The organism is Lysinibacillus cavernae (assembly GCF_009724685.1).
GTDB classification, from domain to species: domain Bacteria; phylum Bacillota; class Bacilli; order Bacillales_A; family Planococcaceae; genus Lysinibacillus; species Lysinibacillus cavernae.
Genome location: NZ_WMEF01000017.1, coordinates 17,409 through 33,016, shown reverse-complemented (window position 1 = coordinate 33,016; position 15,608 = coordinate 17,409). Strand labels below are relative to the sequence as shown.

The 15,608-nt window shown below is 37.9% G+C and carries 13 protein-coding genes, 1 pseudogene and 1 other annotated feature; of the genes and pseudogenes, 9 read left to right on the top strand and 5 right to left on the bottom strand.

All coding sequences use genetic code 11. The features are described 5' to 3' along the window. Positions 1-215: 215 nt before the first annotated feature. Positions 216-490: pseudogene (locus tag GJU32_RS21485) on the top strand (transposase); the annotation flags it as partial. 57 nt (positions 491-547) lie between these two features. Here GJU32_RS21485 and GJU32_RS21480 read toward each other — a convergent pair. Continuing rightward, complete coding sequence (locus GJU32_RS21480; protein ID WP_155593960.1) at positions 548-946, bottom strand: ribonuclease III family protein; 399 nt, start codon at positions 944-946, stop codon at positions 548-550. A 174-nt stretch (positions 947-1,120) separates the two neighbouring features. On the opposite strand from GJU32_RS21480, the gene GJU32_RS21475 reads away from it, so the two are divergent. Continuing rightward, entirely contained in the window at positions 1,121-2,626 is a 1,506-nt protein-coding gene (locus GJU32_RS21475; RefSeq protein WP_155593959.1) for a coproporphyrinogen III oxidase, read from the top strand. Between the two features lie 22 nt (positions 2,627-2,648). On the opposite strand, the gene GJU32_RS21470 is transcribed toward GJU32_RS21475, so the two are convergent. Continuing rightward, positions 2,649-3,746 (bottom strand): CdaR family transcriptional regulator, encoded by a 1,098-nt coding sequence (locus GJU32_RS21470; protein WP_155593958.1) that lies wholly within the window; start codon positions 3,744-3,746, stop codon positions 2,649-2,651. A 165-nt stretch (positions 3,747-3,911) separates the two neighbouring features. Here GJU32_RS21470 and GJU32_RS21465 point away from each other — a divergent pair, with 165 nt between their 5' ends. The 5 genes from GJU32_RS21465 to GJU32_RS21445 all read left to right on the top strand — a co-directional run bounded on the left by GJU32_RS21465 (position 3,912) and on the right by GJU32_RS21445 (position 8,813). After that, complete coding sequence (locus GJU32_RS21465; protein WP_155593957.1) at positions 3,912-5,051, top strand: glycerate kinase; 1,140 nt, start codon at positions 3,912-3,914, stop codon at positions 5,049-5,051. Next, positions 5,052-6,398 carry a GntP family permease gene (locus tag GJU32_RS21460; protein ID WP_155593956.1) on the top strand — a complete coding sequence of 449 codons (1,347 nt, stop codon included), beginning with the start codon at positions 5,052-5,054 and terminating at the stop codon, positions 6,396-6,398. A 69-nt stretch (positions 6,399-6,467) separates the two neighbouring features. Beyond that, entirely contained in the window at positions 6,468-7,658 is a 1,191-nt protein-coding gene (locus tag GJU32_RS21455) for an MBL fold metallo-hydrolase (protein WP_155593955.1), read from the top strand. Next, positions 7,645-7,893, top strand: coding sequence for a DUF3006 domain-containing protein (locus tag GJU32_RS21450; protein WP_155593954.1), 249 nt, complete (start codon positions 7,645-7,647; stop codon positions 7,891-7,893). The genes GJU32_RS21455 and GJU32_RS21450 overlap by 14 nt, the downstream gene beginning before the upstream one ends. Positions 7,894-8,024: 131 nt before the next feature. Beyond that, on the top strand, positions 8,025-8,813 hold the full coding sequence (locus GJU32_RS21445; RefSeq protein ID WP_155593953.1) for an HAD family hydrolase: 789 nt from the start codon (positions 8,025-8,027) through the stop codon (positions 8,811-8,813). Positions 8,814-9,075: 262 nt separating this feature from the next. Here the strand turns inward: GJU32_RS21445 and serA are convergent, their stop codons facing one another. Beyond that, positions 9,076-10,683, bottom strand: coding sequence for a phosphoglycerate dehydrogenase (gene serA, locus GJU32_RS21440; RefSeq protein ID WP_155593952.1), 1,608 nt, complete (start codon positions 10,681-10,683; stop codon positions 9,076-9,078). Positions 10,684-10,842: 159 nt separating this feature from the next. Beyond that, positions 10,843-11,084: a binding site (T-box leader), on the bottom strand. 404 nt (positions 11,085-11,488) lie between these two features. Between serA and GJU32_RS21435 the strand changes: the two genes are divergently transcribed. After that, positions 11,489-13,138, top strand: coding sequence for an FAD-binding dehydrogenase (locus tag GJU32_RS21435; protein WP_155593951.1), 1,650 nt, complete (start codon positions 11,489-11,491; stop codon positions 13,136-13,138). 181 nt (positions 13,139-13,319) lie between these two features. Here GJU32_RS21435 and trhO read toward each other — a convergent pair whose 3' ends face one another. Next, complete coding sequence (gene trhO / locus GJU32_RS21430; protein ID WP_155593950.1) at positions 13,320-14,291, bottom strand: oxygen-dependent tRNA uridine(34) hydroxylase TrhO; 972 nt, start codon at positions 14,289-14,291, stop codon at positions 13,320-13,322. A 140-nt stretch (positions 14,292-14,431) separates the two neighbouring features. Between trhO and GJU32_RS21425 the strand changes: the two genes are divergently transcribed. Next, complete coding sequence (locus GJU32_RS21425; RefSeq protein ID WP_155593949.1) at positions 14,432-15,214, top strand: enoyl-CoA hydratase; 783 nt, start codon at positions 14,432-14,434, stop codon at positions 15,212-15,214. Positions 15,215-15,264: 50 nt separating this feature from the next. Here the strand turns inward: GJU32_RS21425 and GJU32_RS21420 are convergent, their stop codons facing one another. Next, entirely contained in the window at positions 15,265-15,450 is a 186-nt protein-coding gene (locus GJU32_RS21420) for a YhzD family protein (RefSeq protein ID WP_155593948.1), read from the bottom strand. Positions 15,451-15,608: the final 158 nt, after the last annotated feature.

Below are 15,608 nucleotides of genomic sequence, written 5' to 3'. Positions count from 1 at the left end.
CTACGGGCGGACGCTTTCCGCGGGCGGGGTCGAGCTGCTTCCCTCGCTTTGTTACTGCCGCTTCGCTTTCGTACAGAAAACATTCACTCATTCCAGAATCTCGACTTTCCCGCTTTTCCCGCAGGAGTCGCTGCCCTTCGTTCCAATCAACTTCTACATAAAGAAATCCATATTCATATGTGATAAAAAGTAAACTTTCGAGGTGATCAACCTTGATGACGAAAAATCAAATCAAAGAACGTGAACAATTAGAATTGTTAGCGATTGATCAATTGTTTCTGAAGATCATTTAGTACGAAAACTAGAGGCTGCTATTGATTTTTCATTTATCTATCCATTAGTAGAAAACCTCTACTCTGCTAATGGGCGTCCTATTATTGATCCTGTTGTACTCTTTAAAATGACTTTTATTCAGTACGTTTTTGGTATTCGGTCCATGCGTCAAACTATCAAAGAAATTGAAACGAATAGGGTGTATCGATGGCTTTTGTCTACAATCGGAAAATAGTATGCCAGGTATTTTTGGCATACTATTTTTAATTTATAGTCATTCAGCAATTGCTAAGGCAGAATGGCCCTTCGAGGAAATATAGGTTGGATACCTTTTCGCAAATTGCTGAAGGCATTGCTTGAAAGACACAGTATTCATAAAATTTTTGGCTAAGATCATTTCATCTGAATACAATAAAAATTGTTGGAAGTGCTGATGAACAAATTCTCTTGCCTTCTCGTAGTGCTTGTTGATAGAGATCGCACCATAAATTTCTTGTTGGTCAATAATATAGATAAAATCACAAAGAATTTTATGGGTACCATATTTCAATAATACCGAGACATATAATGTTTTTTCATCACATCGCTCTACATCAAAATGGTGGAATGCTACTTTTACTTGATGAATAAAGTTTGAAATGGATGTACGATTGCTATTTTTTAAAATAAACACTATCAACACCACCTTTTGTAAAAATTATAATGTCAAAAAAATAGTTTGTCCATATTAAAACTGAATATTCTGTTATTTATAGATTCTCATTGTTATTTTGCTTAAAGTCATAGAAATTTGTTAAACTTAAATCTGCACTATATCTGGAATAAGAAAAGAAGAGAGCGAAACAAGATGAAAATTATTCACATAGATCAAAAATACCCTGAGGATTGGATTCGCGTATTAAATCATATTGCGAATTTATTTTTTGAGGATTCCAAGCTGAAGGTCGAGCAAGAGGGAGCAGATATGTCCGCTTCATTTGAATATCAGACTGAAGACAATTCTTCCATTTCTACAAAAGCAGTTTTAACTGTAGAAGGTAGGCAATACACAAACAATTACAGCATACAATACGAATCAGCAGCGACTGGTCGTGAGCTAAATATTCGCATGAAACGTGCATTATCACATGTATTTTTAGATGTTCTTGAGCAGTATACAGGAATGCATCAGCAATGGGGGATTTTAACAGGTGTACGTCCAACAAAGCTGTATCATAAATTTAGAAAAGAAGGTAAAAGTGAGCAGGAAATCGCTGATCTTTTAATTCGAGATTTCCGATTATCAGAGGACAAGGTGGCACTATTAAAGGAAATTGTAGAACGACAATTAGTAACGATTCCAGATATTGATGGGATCGGACAAGAAATCAGTGTTTATATTGGTATTCCATTTTGTCCGACGAAATGTGCGTATTGTACCTTCCCGGCGTATGCAATCGGTAGCAACCGTAAGCAAGGTCGTGTTCATACATTTTTAGACGGCCTGCACATTGAATTACGTGAAATGGGTAAATGGCTGAAGGACAATAATATGAAAATCACCTCTATCTATTGGGGTGGTGGTACACCAACCTCGATTGAGGCTGATGAAATGGACGCCTTATATCAAACGATGTATGAATCTTTCCCAAATCCTGAGACAATTCGAGAGGTTACAGTTGAAGCAGGAAGACCCGATACAATCACTCCTGAAAAATTAGAAGTACTAAAAAAATGGGGCATTGATCGTATAAGTGTCAATCCACAATCTTATACAGATGAAACGTTAAAAGCAATTGGTCGTCATCATACAGTTCAAGAAACAATTGATAAGTTTTGGCTTGCACGTGATTCGGGTATGAACAATATTAATATGGATCTTATTATTGGATTACCGAATGAAGGTATTGAGGAATTTCAGCATTCATTAGAGGAATCGGCTAAGATGCAGCCTGAATCATTAACTGTTCATACGCTATCATTTAAACGCGCGTCAGAGATGACTCGTAATAAGGATAAATACAAAGTAGCGGATCGTGATACGGTTGCAGAAATGATGGAAATGGCACAGGTTTGGACAAAAGAAAATGACTATGTTCCGTACTATCTTTATCGTCAAAAAAATATTTTAGGTAATTTAGAAAACGTCGGCTACAGTAAAGCTGGTGAGGAAAGTATCTATAATATTGTGATTATGGAAGAAGTACAGACAATCTTAGGGATTGGCTGTGGGGCATCCTCTAAATTTGTTCATCCTGAGACAGGAAGAATTACGCAATTTCATAATCCGAAAGATCCCGCAGCATATATAATGACCTTTGAAGAGGCCATCGGGAAAAAAATTGAGTTTTTAGATGAGTTATACAAAGCGTAAAACGGAAGGCAATCTGAGTTGTTCAGATTGCCTTCATTGTATGTAGAGTTCGTAATGTACAGGCCATTTTTAAAATAACGGCATCCTCGAAATATTGTGGGTCATAGCCTGTTAATTCTCTAATTTTATTTAATCGGTAAGTAAGTGTATGACGATGAATGTCCAGTTGTTGCGCACAAAGCTTTAGCTGTAAATTACAGTCAAAAAACGACTGTAACGTTTCCAGCTGCTTAGCGTCCATGTGTTTGAGTATACGATGATGAAATGCTTGTACTTCCTCTGATTCTGGATGCTTAAAAAGGGAAAATAACTCGACATCTTCAAAAAAAGTTAATTCATTATGGAGGGTAGCAAATTCTAGTGCTGTTCTAGCTCCTTGATAGCTATAAGGAAGCTGCGATAGATGTTGCACCACGGGACCAATACCAATTTGAAGTGAAGGCAGCTTCTGTTTCTGTTTGCGCAGTGCTTTTATGATGGGACGACAACTCTGTTCTTCACAATTTGTTAGTAAGATATAGTATTCCTGCAATTGTCTATGACCAGCAAGTATAGGTAGCTTGTAAAATAAATCCTCAAAAAAGAAAGGAATAGTATTTTCTGCGTAAGATGCGTCATTTAAGCTCACTAAAATCACTTGAAAAGGTGCGATGAGCGTAAAAGGTAACTTTTGGATTCGTTCATTTAAGGTTGCATCTAGCTTACTGCCATGAACGAGAGCTTCAAATATGTAATCGTTATTTTTTCGTTGCCATTCGCTTTTCGATTCAACAAGTGCTTGATGTGTCATGATTTCTGTTGTTAGTTGTACAAGATTAGAAATTTCAAGCATATCCTCAGATTCTCCTGTTATGCCAATAACACCAACGACTTCATCCTGATACATAATAGGCATATTAATGCCCGGTTTTGTGTTTGGATACAGCTCAATATTATCTTCGTTAATAATCAATGTTTCTTTTGTTTCTGCCACATAAAGTGCACCTTCATGAATATTTTCCACTCTCATTTTATCTCCAGAGGCTAAAATGACGCCACTTGGACTAATGACGTTAATATTGTGACGTAAGCGCAACATCGTTTGATGTACAATTTCTTCTGCTAATTTTTTCGTCAACATGTTTATACACCTCGCATAAAAAATCACCTGTTATAGGACAGATAAATTATACACCCATTATAATGTTTTCTGAATTTATTGTCATTATAATAAATTGTAAGCGCTTAACTAAGAGGTATCAAAATTTACGTAAATGTCAAGGGACGACATAAGTGGAGGTAGAGCATGAAAGTCATTATTAGTCCAGATTCCTACAAGGGTACTCTGTCAGCAGTTGAAGTAGCAAAATCAATGCAGAAAGGAATCTTGGATGCAGACCAATCGATTGAAACAGTAATATTACCCGTTGCAGATGGTGGGGAGGGTACACTGCATTCACTTATTGCCTCTACAGATGGTCAATATTTTTCTGTGAATGTACTAGATCCTTTGGGTAGAGCGATTCAGGCTCAATATGGTGTATTGGGTGATCAGGTAACATGTGTGATAGAAATGGCTCAAGCATCCGGCATTATGCTGTTACAAGACAATGAAAAAAACCCTGAGCTTGCCACCTCTTACGGCACAGGTCAATTAATTAAAGCCGCACTTGATCAAGGTTTTAGAAACTTTATCATCGGCATCGGTGGAAGTGCCACAAATGATGCGGGTATCGGTATGTTAAAAGCATTAGGTGTGCGATTACTAACAGCAGATGGTACAGAGCTTGAGGATGGGGTTTCTAATTTACTTAAATTAGATACCATAGATAGTAGCCAACTGGATGCTAGATTAGCAGATGCGATATTTACCATTGCTTGTGATGTTGATAATCCGCTCATTGGTGAACGTGGGGCAACAGCCATTTTTGGTCCTCAGAAAGGTGTTCAGAAACACCAGCTTGCACATTTTGATAGCTGTTTAAAGCATTTTGCGGATATCGTTGAAAGCAAGTTTTCCATACGTCTACACGATTACAAAGGTGCCGGAGCTGCTGGTGGAATGGGTGGTGCATTGATCGCATTTTTAAAAGGAACATTTTATGCAGGGATTGATATTGTTCTGGATGCTGTACAGCTACAGGCTCATTTAGCAGAAGCACAGTTTGTGATTACAGGTGAAGGGAAATCCGACCTTCAAACATTACATGGTAAAGCACCATTGGGGGTAGCGAAAGCTGCTAAGCTAGCAAATGTAGAGGCAATGTTATTGTCTGGGGGGATCGACACAAAGGCGAATGTAGCATTGCAACAGTATTTTACAGTTGTTGAGTCATTAGTAGATGAGGAGATTAGTGTTCAGCAGGCAATGCAACAACCTGCACATTTTATTCGCTTAAAAACAAAGAAAATCATCGAGCGTTACATACAAAAGGGGGATGACTAGATGTTGTTCATCATCATTTTAATAGGGGTATTGTTTGTTGTATTGGGTACAGCTAAGTTAAAGCTTCATCCGTTTTTAGCGTTATTAATTAGTGCTTTTTTCGTTGGGATTGCTTCCGGCATGCCATTATTAACAGTAGTTGAAAGTATTAATACTGGATTTGGTGGCTTGATGACAAGTATTGGTTTAGTCATTATCGCTGGTACAATTATAGGCTTAATATTAGAAAAATCAGGTGCTGCCTATCGAATGGCAGAAGTTGTTTTACGAATTGTTGGACCTAAACGTCCACAACTTGCCATGTCTTTAATAGGATACATTGTGTCCATTCCAGTATTTTGTGATTCAGGCTTTATTATATTATCTAGTTTGCAAAAATCATTAGCAAAGCGAGCAAATGTCACAATTGCTTCAATGGCAGTAGCCCTAGCAACAGGATTATTCGCAACGCATGTATTAGTACCGCCTACTCCAGGTCCCATTGCAGCAGCAGGGAATATCGGTGCTGCAGATTATTTAGGAACAGTTATTGTCATTGGTTTATTAGTAGCAATACCAGCGACATTTGTAGGTTATTTCTGGTCGGTGAAGGTGGCTACGAAGATTCGTGTACCTGAGGATGAGGAAGAGGCATTAGATTATGAGGAAGTTATTAAATCCTTTGGCAAAATGCCATCAACATTCAAAGCATTTTTACCCATCGTGCTGCCAATCGTTTTAATTGGTCTTGGCTCTATAGCAGCATTAGTAGGTGATACAGAATCAACATTCAATACAATTTTTAAATTTTTAGGCTCACCAACAGTAGCTTTATTTTTAGGCGTAGCAACGGCATTTTTATTATTACCTGAAATCAGTGAAACGACATTAACTGGTTGGATTGGTGAAAGCTTAAAAGAAGCAGCACCTATTTTACTCATTACAGGAGCTGGTGGTTCATTTGGGACCGTTATTAAAAATGCTGGTGTTGGCGAGATGCTACAGGAAATGGATTTAGGGATGTTTGCAACAGGTACCTTATTCCTTTTAGTGCCGTTTATTGTAGCAGCAGCATTGAAAACAGCCCAAGGTTCTTCCACGACAGCACTTGTTATTACGTCTACTTTAGTAGCACCAATGCTTGTTACACTTGGAATTGAAGGAGCGGTACCATTAGCATTAGTAGTGATGGCAATTGGTGCAGGAGCAATGACCGTTAGCCATGTTAATGACAGTTTTTTCTGGGTAATTACACAGTATAGTGGCATGGAAGTCACACAAGCCTATAAAGCGCAAACGGTAGCAACATTATTACAAGGACTTGTCACAATTATTATTACGATGATTTTATGGTGGATACTTGTTTAAAGAAAAAGGAGAGCGGCCCATGGCTAGCTCTCTTTTTGTATAATAGAAAGATAGAAAGGAAGTTAGTAGATGAAAAACATAATAGTATTGCTCCTTTGTATTTTTTTATTAGCAGGCTGTACTGAGGCAGTTAAGACTGAGAAAATCCCGGTAACGGCTGGTCATGATATGCGCGTTCATTTTATTGATGTAGGTCAAGGAGATTCCATATTAATTGAATCACCAAAAGGTAAAACAATGCTTGTGGATGGAGGGGTGAAAGGCGCAGGGCAGCAGGTTGTTTCTTATTTAAAGGAACGTGGTGTGAACAAGCTCGATATAGTAGTCGCTACACATCCCGATGCTGATCACATCGGTGGTCTCATTCCTGTGTTAAATTCAATTGCTATTGAACAATTTTACGATTCAGGCAAAGTACATACATCCCAAACCTTTGAAGAAATGCTGACGTTGATTGATGAAAAAAATATTCCTTATCATGTGCCGAAGACTGGTGACACTATTAAGTTTGATGAGGATGTTACGGTGAAGGTTTTAAATGCCAATGAACAGGCCACAGATAATAATGATGCTTCCATTGTCTTAAAAATGGCTTATGGTAATATATCCTTTTTATTAACGGGAGATGCTGGGGTATCGTTAGAAAAAGAGATGATGCAATATGATGTGGAAGCAACTGTTTTAAAGGCTGGGCATCATGGTTCTAATACAAGTAGCTCGGAGGATTTCATTCGAGCTGTAAAGCCAAAAGTTACTATTTTAAGTTATGGTGAAGGTAATAAATATGGTCATCCACATGCGGAAGTAGTGGATCGTTTGCAAGCAATTGGTAGTAAAATCTATGCCACTGCTGATATAGGAACGATTACTGTGTCAACAGATGGGGTAAACTATGCGGTGAATGGCAATGAAACTACTAGAGTAAAAAATGACAACGAACCAACGAAAGCAGAACCACCAACAACAGCTATTGAGATTGTTAGCAAGGATTTAGTAACAGAAATTGTGGGTATTAAAAATAGCGGAAAACAAGCTGTGTCTTTAAAGGATTGGCAGCTTATATCTATTGAAGGTAATCAAGTTTTTAATTTTCCTAATCTATCTTTACAGCCAGGGAAAACCATTTATATTACAAGTGGGGCCGATGCACGAGAAGGGCAAAATTATATAAAGTGGACTACCAAACAGATTTGGTTAAATGGTGGGGATGCTGCACAATTACGTAATGAGAAAGGGGAACTTGTAAGTGAGCTTGACTAAATATACGTTAGACCGTATTGAAGATGGTTATGCGATTTTTTTAACATATCCAGAGGAAGAAGAACAAATTATTATGTTACAGTCAGCCATGAACAAGCCTGTGCAAGTAGGTGATCGTGTGCAAATCGAAGAAATAGATGGCATTTACCATATCGATATATTAAAGGAAGAAACGGAACAAAAAAGAGCCGACATTCAGAATCTAATGAACCGTTTACGAAATAAACATAAATAATAGATGACAAGCTGTGAAAAAATACTGCACAGCTTGTTTTTAATTAGGTGAATTGTGCATAATTTGTTATCCTAAATATTTTGAAAATATGCTAAGATAATAGTATTAATCGGGAGCTAGGAGCGGACAAAATGTCGATAAACACAATTATTTTTGATTTAGATGATACACTACTATGGGATAAAAAATCTGTCAAAACTGCCTTTGAAAAAACATGTAACTATGCAGCCACGGTACATAATGTGAATCCTGCTGAGCTAGAGGAAGCCGTACGTAAAGAGGCACGTGCGTTATACGAAGGTTATGAAACATATGATTATACCGTATTAATTGGTATCAATCCGTTTGAAGGTCTTTGGGGATCATTTGACGACCCAACGGATTATTTCCAAAAAATGAAAGAGATTGTTCCTAACTATCGTGCGACAGCTTGGAAAAAAGGGTTAGCTGCTCTTAGTATTGATGATGCAGAGTTCGGAGCAGAGCTAGGAGAGCGCTTTGTAGCCGAGCGTAAACTATCACCGTTTTTATACGAAGATACTTTTGAAGTGTTGGATGAATTAAAAGGAAAGTATCAGCTTGTATTACTGACAAATGGTGCACCAAGTTTGCAAAACTTAAAGTTAGAAATCACACCAGAAATTGCACCATATTTTGATCACATTATTATTTCAGGAGACTTTGGTAAAGGGAAGCCTGACGCATCCATTTTTGAGTTTGTCATGGAGAAAGCAGGCATTACAGCTGATGATGCGATTATGGTTGGCGATAATCTCAATACCGATATTTTAGGTTCTTCTCGTGTCGGAATGCGCAATGTATGGATTAATCGTGAAAACAATATCGTCAATGGGGCTGTGACACCGACCTATGAAGTAGACTCTTTGACAGCACTGTTGGAACTTGTAAATAAACTATAATGTAAAAATGTACTGATCCCTCGCGGAGTCAGTACATTTTTTAGTTTTATCGAAACTCCTTTAAAAGTGGACGTTCAGTGCAAGACATAAACTTGTAAAAGCTATAGCCAAACAAAGCTGAACAAGAGCACTTGCTAGTAAGTAACCTCGAGGTTCACCAGCTTTTTTGCGATAATAGACTTGCATAAAAGAGTAGAGTATGAAGAAGCTTCAAAAACGAAAAAGCAGAGAGTAAAAACTCCCTGCTTCTCGTCTTTCATTATTATAGGTTAATGGCTTTTACCTCATCAATATTTTCAAGCTGTGCCACGAATACTAAATCTTCTGCCGTTACAACATTATCAATCGTTAACATCATAACCGCTGTACCACCAACTTGTGCACGACCAACTTGCATTGTTGCGATGTTGATATCTTTTTCTGCAAGTTTTGTCGCTACACGACCAATTGCACCTGGCTTATCCGTGTTTTTAATATAAAGAAGATGCCCTTGAGGAATAACGTCCACGACATAGTCCTCTACTTTTACGATACGTGCACCTAAACCATTTAATAATGTTCCAGCTACAGTATGTGTTTCGTTTGCTGTAATAATTTCAATCGTAATTAAGCTTGTAAAGCCTTTTGCAGTTGTTGTTTTGTGCTCAATAATTTTCATGCCGATACGTTCAGACAAGTAGCGAGCATTCACATCATTCACATGATTACCGTGGTTTTTAGACAATAAACCTTTTAACGCATTTGAAGTTAATGGACGAACATCATAGTTTGCTACTTCACCAGCATAAGATAAGTTGATTTCTTTTACAGGTTCAGTTGTCACTTGTGATAAAAATGAACCAAGTTTTTCTGCTAATTCAAAGAAAGGCTCAACTTGTGCAAGAAGTTCTTTCGGAATAGATGGCATATTCACTGGATTTGTCACAGTGCCTGTTTTATAAAATTTAATGATGTCATTTGATACATCAACTGCCACAGATTCTTGTGCTTCAATTGTAGATGCACCTAAGTGAGGTGTTGCAATTACTTGCGGTAATGTAAGTAACTTATGATCTGTTGCTGGTTCAGAAACAAATACATCAAGGGCTGCACCAGCAACTTTTCCAGCTACGATTGCATCATATAAATCGTCTTCATTGATGATACCGCCACGTGCACAGTTTATGATACGAACGCCATCTTTCATCATAGCAAATTTTTCTTTATTAATAAGATTACGTGTTTCAGGAAGAAGTGGAGTGTGTACAGTAATGAAATCTGCAGTAGCACAAATTTCTTCAACTGTCGCTTTTGTTACACCTAATTCTTTTGCCCGTTCATTTGTTAGGAAAGGGTCATATGCCATAACATTCATACGTTGACCTTTTGCACGATAAGCTACTTCAACACCGATTCGACCAAAGCCAACAACACCTAAAGTTTTATTTTTAAGCTCTACGCCAACATAAGATTTACGATCCCATTGCCCATTTTTTAATGTATTAAAAGCTTGAGGAATATGACGGGCAAGTGATGTCATCATCGCGATTGTGTGCTCAGCAGCTGAGTTAGTGTTACCATCTGGAGCGTTGACAACGATGATGCCATGTTCAGTTGCAGCAGCAAGGTCAATATTATCAACACCTACACCCGCACGACCAATCAGTTTTAAATTTTTTGCCGCTTCAATCACTTCACGTGTCACAGTTGTTTGAGAACGAACAAGTAATACATCTACATCCGCAATTTTAGCGATTAATTCTTCTGGTGCTAAGCCAGTATCTACGATAATGTTTAAATCTAAATCTTGTTCCTGGCGTAATGGGAAAATACCATCCTCACTTAGTGGATCCGCGATAAATACGTTAATGGTTTTTGTTGCAATAGTCATTATAATTAGCTCCTTTGTAATAAGTATTGGTTGTGGGTTTATCTACGACAGTCTGAAATTTGTAAAATTCGAACATCTTACAGTATGCAAACAATCTTCTTTCTAAATCGAAAACAATATAAAAAGCCTTCCACGCCTTACAAACACAGTTATTGTGTTGTAAGGGGCGAAAGGCTGAATAAACATTGGTTCGCGGTACCACCCTTAATCACTGCTAGATAAACTTATCTTGGCAGTCTTAGCAATATGCGTAACGTGCATGAGACGGATAAGCTTACTGTAAGTTGTTCGGCCTATCTATTCTGGAGTGGAACTATTATCGTAGAAATCACTGATTTACACCAACCATCAGCTCTCTTTGGATTTTCTTGCGACTAGTGTGTCTCCGTCGTTATATTTTGTTTGATTAAATTTGTTAACATCATAATCCCTATTGTTCACCTTTGTCAACGGTATTTCTAAAAAACCGAAAAAATATTGACTTCATAAGTATGGAAAATAACTAAATACGAATAATTCTATAATTTCATCTTTATAACGTTCGTCTTTTTGGGGAGTACAATGAAAGCGCTAACGATAATTGAAATGCCTGTTAAAATCAGAGTTTCATGTAGTTTGCGGATAAAAAATTATATGGGAATTAAATGGAATAAATTAGATGGTTTATGCTAATGCCCGACAGTTTTGATTCAAGAAAGCGAACATTTTTATTTGTCACATTTTAGACAAAAGTTTGGTTTTTAGAAGGTAAATAGGCTGCAAGAAAAGAATGTTAGTTATGGATGATTGATTTGGGGGTGTATGAATGAAGTATGATGTTGCAATAGTCGGTGCTGGACTTGCAGGGTTAGTTGCAGCTTGTGAGTTAATCGATGCGAAGAAAAAAGTTCTTTTAGTCGATCAAGAGCCTGAAAATTCAATGGGGGGACAGGCATATTGGTCTTTTGGTGGTATATTTTTAGTAAATTCTCCTGAACAAAGAAGGCTCGGTATTAAAGATAGTAAGGAGCTGGCATGGCAGGATTGGCAAGGGACAGCAGGATTTGACCGTTTAGAAGATGAGGATTCCTGGGCATTTAAGTGGGCGAGAGCTTATGTTGATTTTGCCGCAGGTGAAAAATATGACTGGTTAAAATCAAAGGGTATTAAATTTTTCCCTGTTGTTGGATGGGCTGAAAGAGGTGGCTCGTTAGCGGGAGGACATGGGAATTCAGTACCGAGGTTTCATATTGTATGGGGAACAGGTCCTGGCATTGTTAAGCCATTTGTAGATAAAGTAAAGCAGGCAATGAAAGACGGCTTTATTGATTTTAAACCAAGGCATCGAGTGGATGAATTTATTCAATATGACGGAAAGATTATGGGAATCAGTGGAACTGTGCTAGCTGAAACCTTCATCAACCGAGGTGAAAAAAGTTCGAGATTAGGGATCGGTGAATTTTCTTATGAAGCTGAGGCGGTTATCGTGGCTAGTGGTGGAATAGGGGCAAATTTTGATTTAGTGAGAAAAAATTGGCCTGCTCGACTAGGAGCTCCCCCTAAAAATATGGTATGTGGCGTGCCAGCATACGTTGATGGGAGAATGCTAGAAATCACTGAACATGCTGGTGGGCGTATTGTGAATCGTGATCGCATGTGGCATTACACAGAGGGATTAAAAAATTGGGATCCGATTTGGCCCAACCATGGAATTCGCATTTTGCCCGGTCCTTCTTCCTTGTGGTTTGACGCAGAAGGCAATCGATTTCATGCCCCTAATTTTCCAGGGTTTGATACGCTCAGCACATTAGAGGCGATTCAAAAAACAGGATATGACTATTCTTGGTTTATTTTAACGGAAAAAATTATTGAGAAAGAATTTGCTCTTTCTGGTTCGGAACAAAATCCAGATTTAACAAATAAAAGCATTGGTGATGTTTTAAAGAGGGTATTGCCAGGCCCACCCGCTCCTATCCAAGCCTTTAAAAATCATGGTGAAGATTTTGTTATTGCCAATGACTTAAAAGAACTAGTAGATGGGATGAATAAATTAGCTGGGAATGAGTTACTTGATTTCATGAAAATTAAAGAGCAAATATTGGCAAGAGATCGAGAAATGGACAATAAATTTACGAAGGATTTACAGGTGAATGCCATTCATGGGGCAAGGAATTATATTGGAGATAAATTGGTGCGTGTTGCCAAGCCACATAAAATGTTAGATCCTAAAAATTGGCCTTTAATTGCCGTGCGATTAAACATCTTAACAAGGAAAACGTTAGGCGGCTTACAAACAAATTTAAATGGTGCGGTGTTGGGGATGGATGGTCAGCCTGTACCTGGTTTATTTGCTGCTGGCGAGGTAAGTGGTTTCGGTGGCGGTGGTGTTCATGGCTATCGTGCTTTAGAAGGGTCATTTGTAGGGGGCTGTTTATTTAGCGGACGACAGGTAGGGAAATACCTAGCTAAAGGATAATGCACATTGTTTTTTATAAAGAGAAAGAGCATCGTCTTGATACGATGCTCTTTTTGATGGTTAGGTATAATCATTGTGCTCCATTATATGAATGGAGTTCAGCTAGTAGGCCGGCAACTTCTTTTAGTTCACACGACTGAGCAACACTCTCTAAAATAGCATGATCTTACCAAATAACAAATTAACAATTCGAGTTTTGAACCTCTGTAATCTGAGCAATTTGCTGCTCAACTTGCTCTTTTGTCCAGCTTTTCTCTTCGACGAAGAAGTTACGTTCTGCACGGCGGCATTCATCTGAACAGCTACGCATATAAAATGCTTCATGTTTTTCCTCGCATAGCATTAATTTATGGCATTCAGGATTTGCGCAGTTTGTATAACGTTCAGAAGGCTCACCTGTGAAATAATCCTTTCCAACGATGACATGGTCTACCTGATTAATAGGTACACTTCGACGTCGATCAAAAACAAACATTTGGCCATCCCATAGCTGACCTTTTACTTCAGCGTCTTTCGCATACGTGGCAATACCCCCATGTAATTGACCAACACTCTTACCATAGCCCTCACGTTTTAGCCAACCAGAGAATTTTTCGCAACGAATACCACCTGTACAGTAAGTTAAAATCTTTTTATCTGCAAAATCTTCTTTATGTGCTTCCATCCATTCTGGCAAATCGCGGAAGGTTTCGATATCTGGTCGTATCGCACCTCTGAAATGACCTAAATCATATTCATAGTCATTCCGTGCATCAATGATAATCGTGTTTTCTTCTTGCATTTGTTCCATAAATTCTTTAGGAGATAAATAATCACCTGTGATTTCCAAAGGATTGATATCATGTTCTAAACCTAAGTGGACAATTTCTTGACGAGGGCGTACATGCATTTTTTTAAAGGTATGCCCTTCAACCTCATCTATTTTCCACATAATATCATTAAAACGAGCATCAGTTTTCATATAGTTCATATAAGCATCTGTTTGTTCAATGGTACCTGAAACGGTTCCGTTAATACCTTCATAGCCTACTAAAATACGACCAAGAAGTCCGATTTCTTTACATACTGCTAAATGCTCTTCTGCAAATGCTATAGGGTCTTCAATCGTAATATATTTATAATAAAGTAATACACGATAGTCTTTCTGTGTCAAAATACGTTACCACCTTTATATCAATATTCGTCCTTAAATATAGCATAACAAGAGCAATTTTGCTTAGAGGTAGAAGGAGTTTTCTAAAAAAACACGAATAATATATAGTGAATGACTATTCATATTTGGGGGTAATAAAGATGGAATTTTCAACAATAACTTTAGAAAAGTTAGAGCGTCGTGCAACGTTAACATTGAATCGTCCACAGGCGATGAATGCTATGGATGATGTCATGATGCGTGAACTCGCAGAATGTTTTGAAGCTCTACAACAGGAACAAGATATACAGGTACTTGTTATCCGTGGAGAAGGGAAGGTCTTTTCTGCGGGTGGCGATATTAAGGCAATGATTGATGAAAGCAAACCATTAAATATTGATGAGGCGATGGTTTATCTTACACGTATTGTGAAGGCCTATTATCAGCTACCAATGATTGTAATTACAGCCGTTCATGGTGCATCGGCGGGATTAGGTTTTAGTCTAACACTAGGGGCAGATATTGTAGTGGCATGTGAAAATAGTAAGGTTGCTATGAATTTCATTGGGATAGGACTAATTCCAGATGGGGGCGGTCATTTCTTCATGAAGGAACGTGTGGGTACTGTTAAAGCGAAACAAATGATTTGGGAAGGGAAGGTACTAACTGCGAAAGAAGCATTAGATGAAGGATTAATCGACTATATTGCACCAGAGGGCACAGTATTTGCAATGGCAGATCAGCTTGTTGGTAAAATGCTTGCGTCACCTATTTCTTCCATGATTACGACGAAAAAAATTCTACATGCTCAGAATTTACCACAGTTAGAAAATGTCCTAGCATTGGAAGCTGAGGGGCAATCCGCTATGCGTAAAACAACAGATCATTTAGAGGGAATTCATGCATTTGTAGAGAAAAGAATGCCAGTCTTTGTAGGGAAATAAAAATAATAAAAGGCGCGTAGTAACATTGACTACGTGCCTTTTACTAGCCACTACACATGGAATAAAATTAATTTACCTGTAGAGTTTACAAGACGATGAGTTTTGTTGGCAACACCTTTTTCCTCGATTTGCTGTTGTCCACTTAGTTTAGCAGCCTCATCGTTTTCAAATGTCCATGTTTCATCAAACAATGTTTCCCCTGTTTTTTCAAATGCTGTAAAACGATAATTCTCCATACAAACCCCACCCTTTTACTTAAATATATTTCTATTATACATAGAAGATTTATAAACTTCACGGTAAAACTAGTAGATTTTTTGATAAATTACGAAAATTGTGGAAAAAGTAAGGCGATACTGTTTTTTCTGTCATACCATTTTTCATAAAACATGAA

Coding starts and splice junctions, on each gene's coding strand:
- GJU32_RS21475 (WP_155593959.1), top strand. CDS start 1,121: ATGAAAATTATTCACATAGATCAAAAATACCCTGAGGATTGGATTCGC.
- GJU32_RS21465 (WP_155593957.1), top strand. CDS start 3,912: ATGAAAGTCATTATTAGTCCAGATTCCTACAAGGGTACTCTGTCAGCA.
- GJU32_RS21470 (WP_155593958.1), bottom strand. CDS start 3,746: ATGTTGACGAAAAAATTAGCAGAAGAAATTGTACATCAAACGATGTTG.
- GJU32_RS21455 (WP_155593955.1), top strand. CDS start 6,468: ATGAAAAACATAATAGTATTGCTCCTTTGTATTTTTTTATTAGCAGGC.
- GJU32_RS21460 (WP_155593956.1), top strand. CDS start 5,052: ATGTTGTTCATCATCATTTTAATAGGGGTATTGTTTGTTGTATTGGGT.
- GJU32_RS21425 (WP_155593949.1), top strand. CDS start 14,432: ATGGAATTTTCAACAATAACTTTAGAAAAGTTAGAGCGTCGTGCAACG.
- serA (WP_155593952.1), bottom strand. CDS start 10,683: ATGACTATTGCAACAAAAACCATTAACGTATTTATCGCGGATCCACTA.
- GJU32_RS21445 (WP_155593953.1), top strand. CDS start 8,025: ATGTCGATAAACACAATTATTTTTGATTTAGATGATACACTACTATGG.
- GJU32_RS21435 (WP_155593951.1), top strand. CDS start 11,489: ATGAAGTATGATGTTGCAATAGTCGGTGCTGGACTTGCAGGGTTAGTT.
- GJU32_RS21420 (WP_155593948.1), bottom strand. CDS start 15,450: ATGGAGAATTATCGTTTTACAGCATTTGAAAAAACAGGGGAAACATTG.